The sequence below is a fragment of the Paracoccus sp. SSJ genome (assembly GCF_030234105.1).
GTDB lineage: Bacteria > Pseudomonadota > Alphaproteobacteria > Rhodobacterales > Rhodobacteraceae > Paracoccus > Paracoccus denitrificans.
Map to the genome: position 1 here is coordinate 1 of NZ_JASSPE010000044.1, position 10045 is coordinate 10045.

Consider the following 10045-nt stretch of genomic DNA (forward strand, 5'->3'; position numbering starts at 1 on the left):
AGGGTCGCTTGGCTTACCCAGACAATGCGGCTCGATCTTCGCCCACTGGGCATCCGTCAGAACATCGCGATCCATCCGGAGGATGAATCACATCAACCCCCGTTTGTGAATCCCCACACGCCCTAGAGGACGGACCGAAAGCCCGGGCCGGGAACCCGACAGGCTGACCCAGCCCCTTACCGGGACAAGCCGCCCGCCACGCTCGGCACGTCCCCGGCGGCGAAACCGTAATGCCGCAGCCAGCGCAGGTCGCTTTCGAAGAAGGCCCGCAGATCGGGAATGCCGTATTTCAGCATGGCGATGCGGTCGATGCCCATGCCGAAGGCGAAGCCCTGCCACTGCTCGGGGTCGATCCCGCCCGCCGCCAGCACCTTGGGATGCACCATGCCCGAGCCCAGGATCTCCAGCCAGCTTTCCCCCTGCCCGATGGTCAGCTTGCCGCCCTCCCACGAGCAGCGGATATCGACCTCGGCCGAGGGCTCGGTGAAGGGGAAATGCGAGGCGCGGAAACGCAGCTCGACTTCGTCCACCTCGAAGAAGGCGCGGCAGAACTCCTCCAGCGTCCATTTCAGGTTCGCCATCGAGATGTCCTTGCCCAGCGCCAGCCCCTCGACCTGGTGGAACATCGGCGTATGGGTCTGGTCCATGTCCATCCGGTAAACCCGGCCCGGGCAGATCACCCGGATCGGCGCGCCCGTCGCCTGCATGGCGCGGATCTGCACCGGCGAGGTATGGGTGCGCAGCACATGCGGCGGGCGCGGATCGTCCCCGGCACGGGCCATGAAGAAGGTGTCGTGCTCCTGCCGGGCGGGATGCTCGGGCGGGATGTTCAGCGCGTCGAAGTTGAACCAGTCGCTTTCGATCTGCGGCCCCTCGGCGACGCGGAAGCCCATGTCGGCGAAGATCGCGGTGACTTCCTCAGTCACCTGGCTGATCGGATGGATGGTGCCCTGCGGACGCGGACGGCCCGGCAGGGTCACGTCCAGCCATTCCTCCTTGAGCCTTGCGTCCAGCGCCGCGTCCTCCAGCCCTTGCTTGCGGGCGCGCAGCGCGGCGTCGATCTCGTCCTTCAGGCGGTTCAGCGCGGCGCCGGTGGTCTGGCGCTCTTCCGGCGTCATCCGGCCCAGCTCCTTCATCATGCCGCTGATCTCGCCCTTCTTGCCAAGGGCGGCCAGGCGCACCTGCTCCAGCGCGTCGCCGTCGGCGGCGGCAGAGATGCGGTCGAGATAGGACTGGCGAAGGGTCGAAAGATCGGACATGGCAGGCTTCCTTGCGGTTCCCGCGCCGATTAGCACGCGGGCGCCGCAGGGAAAAGCCTCAGCGGGCGAAGGTTTCCGCCACCAGTTCCGCCGGCCGGCACAGCCGCACGCCGCCGGGACCGCAGACGATGGGCCGCTCGACCAGCAGCGGGTTCTCGACCATGGCGGCAAGGATGTCCTCGTCGCCGGCATCCAGCAGGCCGCGCTCTGCGGCATCGGTGCCCTTGACGCGCATTGCCTGGCGCGGCGTGACGTCGGCGGCGGCGAACAGGCCCAGAAGCTGGGCGCGGGTCCAGCCCTCGCGGGCATAATCGACGATCTCGGGCTCGTGCCCGGCGTCGCGGATCATCTGCAGGACCTTGCGCGAGGTCGAGCAGGTCGGCTTGTGATAGATGGTGATCATGCCGGGACTTTGGCCCGGCCCGCGCGGGCTTTCAAGACCGTTCCGCAACCTTCAACCAGACCCCGCCATGCGGCCGCAGCGTCAGGATCATGCGCGGCTGCGGCTGGCGCCCGGTCAGCTCGAAGCGAAAGCGCGACACCAGCGTGGCCAGGATAATCACCGCCTCCTGCAAGGCGAAGCTGGCGCCGATGCAGATGCGGGGACCGGCGCCAAAGGGCAGGAAGGCGAAGCGGTCGCGGGTCACGCCGGGAGCGAAACGCCCAGGGTCGAAGCGGTCGGGATCGTCCCAGAGCATGTGATGGCGATGCAGCGCATAGATCGGCATCATGATCGTGTCGCCCGGCCGCACCTCGCGACCGCCCAGCCTGTCGTGGATGCAGGCGGTGCGCGACAGGAAGGCCGCGGGCGGGTAAAGCCGCAACGCCTCCTCGACCACCTGCCGGATATAGGTCAGGCGCGGCAGATCGGCGGCGGTCGCGGCACGGCCGCCCAGCGCCGCGACCGCCTCGCTGGCGGCGCGGTGCTGGACCTGCGCGTCGAAGGCCAGCAGGTAAAGCGCCCAGGCCAGCGTCAGCGCCGTGGTCTCATGCCCGGCGACGATGAAGGTCAACAGGTTGTCGCGCAGTTCTGCCGGGGTCATGCGGCGATGGGTCTCGGGGTCCTCGCCGGCGCGCAGCAGGTCCAGCAGGTCCGGCACCGGGCGCGGGCCTGAGCGCGCACGGGCGCGGATCGCCTCGTCGGCGACGCGTTTCATGCGGCGCAGGTCGCCGCCGGAAAACAGCCGGCCGGGGCGCGGAATCCAGCCGGGCAGCCCCAGGATGTCCAGCACCGAAATCCGCGCCGTGCCGGCGATATAGGCGTCGATGGCGTGATGCACCGCATCGCGGTCGAAGCCCTCGTCGCCCGAAAACGTCACGTCCGAGATCACTTCGAAAGTCGCGGCCACGGTCTCGGCAAAGACATCGACCGGGCCGTCGGCCGCCGCGAGCCGTTGCGCGCTGGCCTCGGCGGCGGCTGTCATCACCGGACCCAGCGCCTCGACATGGCGCTGCGCAAAGGCCGGGGCGGCGGCAAGGCGCTGCCAGCGCCAATGCGCGCCCTCGGCCACGAACATCGAATTGCCGATGGCAGGCTCCAGGATCAGGCGGGTCACCAGCGATTTCGGATAATCCTCCACCCGGTCCTTGAGCACGCGCCGCAGCGCCCCCAGGTCCATGACCATATGCCAGCGCTTGCCGGTCTTGCCCGAAACCATGGGCTGGCGGGTGGCGATCTCGGGGATCAGTTCCAGCACGTTGCGCCGTGCGGTCATGGCGCTGGCGATGACCCCCATCGGCTGGCGATGCAGGGCCACACGGGCAGGATAGCGTTCGGGCGGGTGGTCAGGAGACATCAGCGGCAGAACCCGCAAGCCGCGGCCTCGGTTCCCCTTCCGCCCGGCGCTCTTCACCGTTTCCCAAATACTCCGGGGGGTGAGGAGCGAAAAGGTCCAGCGGACCTTTTTCAGCGACGAACGGGGCAGAGCCCCCGCGACGGCGCCGCCGGGCGAGCCTCCTGCCCGAAGGCCGGGCCATGAAAAAACCCGCGCCATTCGGACGCGGGTTCTGTTAGTCCAGCCTTTCGCCCGAAATCAGGCGGCGGCTTTCGCCTGTGCGACGACGGCGGCAAAGGCCTCGGGCTCGTGGACGGCCAGGTCGGCCAGGACCTTGCGGTCCACCTCGATGCCCGCTTTCGCCAGCGCGGCGATGAAGCGCGAATAGGTCATCTCGGCATCGACGGCGCGAACGGCGGCGTTGATGCGCTGGATCCACAGCGCGCGGAAGTTGCGCTTGCGCGTCTTGCGGTCGCGGGTCGCGTATTGGTTGGCCTTGTCGACGGCCTGGGTCGCGGTGCGGAAGTTGCGCGAACGGTTGCCGTAATAGCCTTTCGCCGCGTCCAGAACCTTCTTGTGGCGGGCGTGGGTGATCTTACCCGATTTGACTCGTGCCATGTCCGGTTCTCCTTAGCGGTTGTAGGGCATGTATTTCTTGACGATCTTCGCGTCCGCATCGGACAGGATCATGGTCCCGGTCACGTCGCGGATGAATTTCGTCGAGCGCTTGATCATGCCGTGGCGCTTGCCGGCCGGGCCGGCCTTGACCTTGCCCGTGGCCGTCATCGAGAACCGCTTCTTGGCGGCCGATTTGGTCTTCATCTTCGGCATTTTACTCTCCTTGCGGTCAGAGTGAACGCACGACTCGGCAATGCCATCTCGGCCGGCCGCGCGGGTGGAAGCGTGCCCTATAAGGGGGCACGCGGGGATTGGCAAGGGTTATTGCCCTTCGACCGGAGCTTCGGGCTCAGCCTCTGGCGCGTCCGCAGCCGGGGCATCGGCGGCGTTTTCCGTCGCGGCTTCGGCAGGGGTTTCGGCGGCAGGCGTTTCGGTGGGGGCCGTCTCGGCCGGCGCCTCGGGGGCCGGCGCGGTCACCGGGTCGGTGCCGGTCGTCACCTGCCCGCTGACCAGCCGCTGCCAGCTTTCCTCCAGCGACTGGATGCCGAAAGGCCGCGGGTCGAGCCATGCGGCCGCGAACAGCAGCACGATGCCCAGCACCAGCAGAAGCGCGGCACCGCGGGGCGCCTGAGTGCGCACCACCGAAACGATGGCCATGAGGACCGAGAGCGCGCAAAGCGCCGCGCCGGCCAACAGCAGGATGTCGATCATCGGATCACCTTTCCGTTGCAGATCTCTTTGGATCCGCGCCTTATTCTGGATCGGTGCGATAGATCAAGCGCTCGTCGCAGGGCGCGATGCGCAGGATGTTGGTCGTGCCCGGCACGTTGAAGGGCACGCCGGCCATGACGACGATCTGGTTCGACTCGTCGGCAAAGCCGAAATCCCGCGCCGCCTTGGCCGCATTCACCACCGCCTGCTTGAAGCGTTCCAGCGAGGGCGTCTTGACGCAATGCGTGCCCCAGGTCAGGCACAGCCGGCGCAGCGTGCCCTGTTCCGAGGACATGGCGACGATCGGCACCCGCGGCCGTTCCCGCGCCGTCAGGCTGGCGGTGGTGCCGGACTGGGTATAGGCGCAGATGCAGGAAATGTCGGTGGTCTCGGCAATCTCGCGCGCGGCGGCGACGATGGCATCGGCGACGGTCTGGCGCTTGGCGCTGCGCGAGCTTTCGATGATGTCGCGATAGGTCGGGTCGCTTTCGACCGAGCGCGCGACATTGTCCATGGTGGCGACCGCCTCGACCGGATAGGCGCCGGCGGCGCTTTCGGCCGAAAGCATCACCGCATCGGCCCCCTCGTAGATGGCGGTGGCCACGTCCGAGACCTCGGCGCGGGTCGGCATCGGGCTTTCGATCATCGATTCCAGCATCTGCGTGGCGACGATGACCGGCTTCGCGGCCGCGCGGCAGGCGCGCACCAGCCGCTTCTGGATCGGCGGCACGGAATGCACCGGCAGTTCGACGCCCAGGTCGCCCCGCGCCACCATGATCCCGTCCGAGACCTTGAGGATCTCGCTGAAGGCGCGCACGGCGGCGGGCTTTTCGATCTTGGACAGGATGGCCGCGCGGCCCTTGGCCAGTTCGCGCGCCTCGATCACGTCCTCGGGCCGCTGCACGAAGCTCAGCGCCAGCCAGTCCGCGCCGATCTCGCAGGCGAATTCCAGGTCCTCGCGGTCCTTCTCGGACAGCGCGGCCAGGGGCAGCACAACGTCGGGCACGTTCACGCCCTTGCGGTTCGAGATCGCCCCGCCCGCAGTCACCGTGCAATCGGCGAAATCCGCACCGCAGGCCTGCACCCGCAAGCGGATCTTGCCGTCGTTGACCAGAAGTTCGGCGCCCGGTTCCAGCGCAGCAAAGATCTCGGGATGCGGCAATTGCACGCGGCTGGCGTCGCCGGGCGTCGCGTCCAGGTCGAAGCGGAAGGATTGCCCCTCGGCCAGGTCGTGCGGTCCATCGGCAAAGGTGCCGACGCGCAGCTTCGGCCCCTGCAGGTCGGCCAGCACGGCGATGGGGCGGCCCGATTCGGCCTCGACCTGGCGAATGATGTCATAGCGGGCGCGCTGTTCCTCATGGGTGCCGTGGCTCATGTTCAGGCGGAACACATCCGCCCCGGCCTCGAAAAGCGCCCGGATGGTGGCAAAATCGCTGGATGCCGGACCCAGGGTTGCCACGATCTTGACCTTGCGATGCCGTCTCATCCGTCTCTCCCTGCATGTTTGCGCTATCGTCGCCGCTGTTATGGCCTATCGGGCGCCCTGCGGCAACTGGTGCTTGGGCTTGCGATTGCCTAAAGCTTGCTGCGGAAAGGCGACGGACGGATGACGGCAAAGCCCTATTCAACGATCGGAGAGGACCGGCCCTCGCGCTGGCTGATCACCTGCGACCATGCCACGAACCGCGTGCCGGGCTGGATCGGCGGCGGCGACCTGGGTATCGCGCCCGAGGACATGGCCCGCCATATCGCCTATGACGTCGGCGCCGCCGGGCTGACGCGGGCCTTGGCCGAGCGGCTGGATGCCCCGGCGATCCTGTCGGATTTCTCGCGCCTGGTGATCGACCCGAATCGCGGCGAGGACGATCCGACCCTGGTGATGCGCATCTATGACGGCACGGTGATCCCCGCCAATCGCCGCATCGATGCGACCGAGCGCGAAAGGCGGCTCGAGCGGCTTTACCGCCCCTATCACGACGCCTATGCCCGGCTGGCGGCCATGCATCCGCGCCGCACGATCTGCGCGATCCACAGCTTTACCCGGCAATTGCGCGGCCGGCCGCGCCGGCCTTGGGCGGTCGGGGTGCTTTACTCGCATCGCGACAAGCGGCTGGGTCCGGCCATGGTGCGCGAATGCCGCGACCTTGGCTGGATCACCGGCGAGAACGAACCCTATTCCGGCCATCTGGACGGCGATTCCATCGACCGCCACGCGCTGGCGCATGGCAGGCCGAACCTGCTGATCGAGGTGAGGAACGACCTGATCGCCGACAAGGCCGGCCAGCAGCTCTGGGCCGAACGACTGGCCGGGGTGCTGGAGGGTTTCCTGGACCGGCAGGGCTTGTGAAGGAAACAGCGCGATGCCCTGTAAAGTCAGGCCGAGGCGCTCCTGGATCAAACCTTGGCGGGGCAGATCGCGGCCCATTGGCCAGGGACGCGCTGTTCGAGTTCGGTTCCTTGCCAAGCGCCGCGGCACCGGGGCTGGTGCAGCGCCGGGACCAACGAACGCACCATGATCGACGGTCATCAGCGGACCACCTCCCGGCGCATCCTGCCCAAAGAGACAACTATCGCGAATCCTCGTCGCGCTGTAGTTGATTGATCAGTTAATCAGTGCATCATTTCAGTGAACCAGTTGGAAAGCGCCGGGCCTTCGGGTCCGGCTTTTTTATGTGCCGCACCCTGACGCTGTCTGGTCACTCAGGGCGGCAGATCCATCCGCACCAAAGCGATCAGATACAGCACCCACGGAGCCAGGACCGCCCCACCAAGCGCGAACAGCAGGTATCTTCGCCATCCGCTGCGGATAGTGGCCAATGTAAGGGCAATCGCTGCGGCGACGGGTAACAGCATGAGCACAGGCATGCGAGGATACTAGGCTGAGCCATTCACGATATGCTCGCCAAAAACCCGCCATCCTGCCGGCCTAGCCGAAACCCGCCCAACGCTCATGCTGGCCTAGGCGGTCAACCGCCACCATCGCCCGCCTCGTGGCGGCGAGATCAGCCAGAGAGGGGCAGCCCGGTCCCGAAGAGGCCGGCATCGACTTCATTCAGGCCCATGCCGGATACCAGTGACATCAGCAGCGCAAGGTCGTCATGCCGAGAGCTCTAAGATGTCGAACGCCAGGCAAAGGTCGTCCTCGATCAGATTGGCTCTGACCTTGACCTCGACATCCCCGGATTCGGCCGAGCGCAGCCTTGCCGTCCAGATCTCGTTGTGCGAACGGAGTTCCATTACAGCGTGGCCCGCGAAGCGGAAAGCGAGGTAGCGGCGGACATGCGCCTCCAAATCATCCTCCAGCTCAACCGCGAGCACGTTACCAAAGATCATCATAACCGGATCCTGATTCTCAACATCAAGATCCGAACACAAAGTGAACGATCGAGTCTATATTGAGAAGATTAATTAGCCATCCCGCACCCTGAAATACTACCTATGGATAAGTTTTATCTCGGCATGGTTGATGAGTTGTTTAATCAGCTTGCATGAAAATATAAAAAAGCGCCCCGCCTCGCCAATCTTCGCGCCGGCATCAAGCGCCGACCCACTGCCAGGCAATGAGCAGCGCGTAGCGCAGCGCCCGCTTGACCATGACATCCTGGATCTCGGCCGGGATCCACCGCCGGCGAAGGCCGGCCAGTCATACCGGCGCAGCTCATCGCCCCGGAGCCCAGCTGGATACATGCGCTTATCCGTGAAAAGCCCCACGCGAGGCGGATTGGTAATGCCGAAATGTTCCGTGTTTGTTCGGGAAATGGTTCTACTTCTGAACTGATCGGTTTCGAGATGTTCCCGCTCCGTCCACTGACGCGAACATCGGGCGCCGAGCGGCCGGCAACCCAGGTCCGCCGGCAGCGCCTTTTCGCCGGCGCATGTTTTCGTGATGCAACTTCGAGGCACGCAGACGCTATATGCTATCGTTGGATACTGCCTTGGAGCACGAAGGATGAAACTGGCACCGACACTCATGGCCGCTGTGGCTGTTGCCGCGATGGGCGCCGCTCCGGGCGCGGCCGATCCCGGTCGAGGCAATGGAAAAGGCGGTTTCGCGCGCCATCATGACGAACTTGGCCACAGAAACGGCCATCGCGTGCAAACCCGATATGTGGCCCATTGCCCGCCTGGACTCGCCAAGAAGAACCCGCCTTGCGTTCCGCCGGGTCAGGTCGGCAAGCGCTACGGCACCCGGGTCGGCGACATGCTGCGCGTCGGGAACTACGTGCTGATCCGCGACCTGGATCGGTATGGCCTGGAGCAGCGCCGAGGGTGGAGTTACTATCGCGACGGTGACCGGATCTACCGCGTTGACAGCGGCACCCGAAAGATCCTCGCCGTTCTGAACCTGGTCGAGGCTTTCTCGAACTGAACGTGCCGAGCATCAGAGGAGCCTTGGCGCCAACCACGTGAGGATCAGCACGAGGGCGAATCCCCGGGCTTTCGCCTCGTCACGCAGCCACGTCTTGAACCAATCAGGCATCGGGGCGCCTTCCCGGCTTGCGAGCATGCGCCTCGATCACGCCCGGCAAAGCGCTGTCATATTACTGCAAGGTAAGGATGGGATATGGACCCGCGCCTGCCTTTGTCACTTTCTTTGGCGGGCTGGCTCCGGTCGGTTTTATGCGCGACTACTTTGTATCATCCGAAACTTTGCTTCGTGCGCAGCTTCCCTGACCGGAGCCGCCTGTCCCCGGCGGCTCCGTCTCACGCTCTCCGATGGAAAAGCCCCACGCGAGACGAGCCAACTAAATATCAGGGATTCCTTGACGGCTGGTGGCGTGTGATTAGGCTCGGGGGGCCGGCCGCTGATCATGCGGGCCAGCGACAGGGTGTATGTTACAGAGGAGGACGACTCATGGTTCAAGGGCAGGTTGGTGGCGCAAGCGTGGTGCCCGTGATGATTCGCATGCCGGAAGACTTGCGCGAACGGATCAAGGCAGCCGCCAAGGCCAATGGCCAAAGCCAGAACGGTGAGATCGTGGCGGCTCTGGAAGATAGGTACCCGGCATCGCCTGTTGAGGTGTGCGAGGTGGCGGATCAAATTCTGGACTTCATGACCGAACTCAGCGCCGACGAGCGAAGCGTGCTCATGAAGGCCCTCCCGCACAGGATGGCTTGCTTCAGCGCCGAGGACCAAGAGGTCTTCGCGGCAGTATTCCGCGCGGCAAAAGCAGCCGCCGACCTCAACGACCGGGTCGACGACCCGGCCATCCAGGACGCCTGACCCATGCCCCGCCTGATCGCCCTGATCCTGATCGCCTCCCTTTGCGCCTGCTCGTCGGGATCGACCGCGGGCAAATCGCCGGCCAAGCTTCGCGCCGAGTGTGACGCCGGCAAGTCCTACGCCTGCAAGGCCGTCAAGAAACACGACGCGTTATTGTGAACAACTTCATGCTTACCCTTCACCGGCCACGAGACTCTGGCCAACGTGCAGCGCTATACCGAAGCCACGCTGCACGAAGGACTGGCGGATTCCGCGATGGAGAAGCGGCTGGCGCAGCCGAGCAGGGAACGAACAGCGGTGAACCTTGCCCGATAGTTCGTCAAGATATCCTCTAGGGCGTGTGGGGATTCATCGTGAGTTGATAACGGCAGCAGCGAGGTAGACCATTGCTTCGAAGCTCTGATCGGTTTTGCAGGCACGCATAGCGATGCGCTTGAACTCCTTCAGCTTGCAGAAGA

12 protein-coding genes are annotated in these 10045 nt (G+C 65.5%); 4 read left to right on the forward strand and 8 right to left on the reverse strand.

Annotated features, from left to right (window positions below; genetic code table 11):
• Nucleotides 1–176: 176 nt before the first annotated feature.
• The 7 genes from pheS to pyk form a co-directional block, all read right to left on the reverse strand.
• Complete coding sequence (pheS, locus tag QPR87_RS23035) at nt 177–1259, reverse strand: phenylalanine--tRNA ligase subunit alpha (RefSeq protein WP_104491715.1); 1083 nt, start codon at nt 1257–1259, stop codon at nt 177–179.
• A gap of 58 nt (nt 1260–1317) precedes the next feature.
• The gene (locus tag QPR87_RS23040; protein ID WP_011748557.1) at nt 1318–1662 is read right to left on the reverse strand and encodes an arsenate reductase family protein; all 345 of its coding nucleotides are present in this window, start codon (nt 1660–1662) and stop codon (nt 1318–1320) included.
• A gap of 31 nt (nt 1663–1693) precedes the next feature.
• The gene (locus tag QPR87_RS23045; RefSeq protein ID WP_285051515.1) at nt 1694–3055 is read right to left on the reverse strand and encodes a cytochrome P450; all 1362 of its coding nucleotides are present in this window, start codon (nt 3053–3055) and stop codon (nt 1694–1696) included.
• Between the two features lie 237 nt (nt 3056–3292).
• Nucleotides 3293–3652, reverse strand: a complete 360-nt coding sequence (gene rplT, locus QPR87_RS23050; protein WP_011748559.1) for a 50S ribosomal protein L20 — start codon at nt 3650–3652, stop codon at nt 3293–3295.
• A gap of 12 nt (nt 3653–3664) precedes the next feature.
• Nucleotides 3665–3865 carry a 50S ribosomal protein L35 gene (gene rpmI, locus QPR87_RS23055; protein WP_010398741.1) on the reverse strand — a complete coding sequence of 67 codons (201 nt, stop codon included), beginning with the start codon at nt 3863–3865 and terminating at the stop codon, nt 3665–3667.
• Nucleotides 3866–3973: 108 nt separating this feature from the next.
• On the reverse strand, nt 3974–4363 hold the full coding sequence (locus QPR87_RS23060; protein WP_285051516.1) for a hypothetical protein: 390 nt from the start codon (nt 4361–4363) through the stop codon (nt 3974–3976).
• Nucleotides 4364–4403: 40 nt separating this feature from the next.
• Nucleotides 4404–5849 carry a pyruvate kinase gene (gene pyk, locus QPR87_RS23065; protein ID WP_011748561.1) on the reverse strand — a complete coding sequence of 482 codons (1446 nt, stop codon included), beginning with the start codon at nt 5847–5849 and terminating at the stop codon, nt 4404–4406.
• Nucleotides 5850–5969: 120 nt separating this feature from the next.
• On the opposite strand from pyk, the gene QPR87_RS23070 reads away from it, so the two are divergent.
• Complete coding sequence (locus QPR87_RS23070; RefSeq protein WP_285051517.1) at nt 5970–6710, forward strand: N-formylglutamate amidohydrolase; 741 nt, start codon at nt 5970–5972, stop codon at nt 6708–6710.
• Between the two features lie 749 nt (nt 6711–7459).
• Here the strand turns inward: QPR87_RS23070 and QPR87_RS23075 are convergent.
• Nucleotides 7460–7699 (reverse strand): hypothetical protein, encoded by a 240-nt coding sequence (locus tag QPR87_RS23075; RefSeq protein ID WP_011748563.1) that lies wholly within the window; start codon nt 7697–7699, stop codon nt 7460–7462.
• Between the two features lie 613 nt (nt 7700–8312).
• Between QPR87_RS23075 and QPR87_RS23080 the strand changes: the two genes are divergently transcribed.
• The 3 genes from QPR87_RS23080 to QPR87_RS23090 all read left to right on the forward strand — a co-directional run bounded on the left by QPR87_RS23080 (nt 8313) and on the right by QPR87_RS23090 (nt 9746).
• Nucleotides 8313–8732, forward strand: coding sequence for a hypothetical protein (locus QPR87_RS23080; RefSeq protein WP_285051518.1), 420 nt, complete (start codon nt 8313–8315; stop codon nt 8730–8732).
• Nucleotides 8733–9218: 486 nt separating this feature from the next.
• Nucleotides 9219–9587 carry an Arc family DNA-binding protein gene (locus QPR87_RS23085; protein WP_285051519.1) on the forward strand — a complete coding sequence of 123 codons (369 nt, stop codon included), beginning with the start codon at nt 9219–9221 and terminating at the stop codon, nt 9585–9587.
• A gap of 3 nt (nt 9588–9590) precedes the next feature.
• Nucleotides 9591–9746 (forward strand): hypothetical protein, encoded by a 156-nt coding sequence (locus QPR87_RS23090; protein WP_157137437.1) that lies wholly within the window; start codon nt 9591–9593, stop codon nt 9744–9746.
• The last annotated feature ends 299 nt before the right edge of the window (nt 9747–10045 follow it).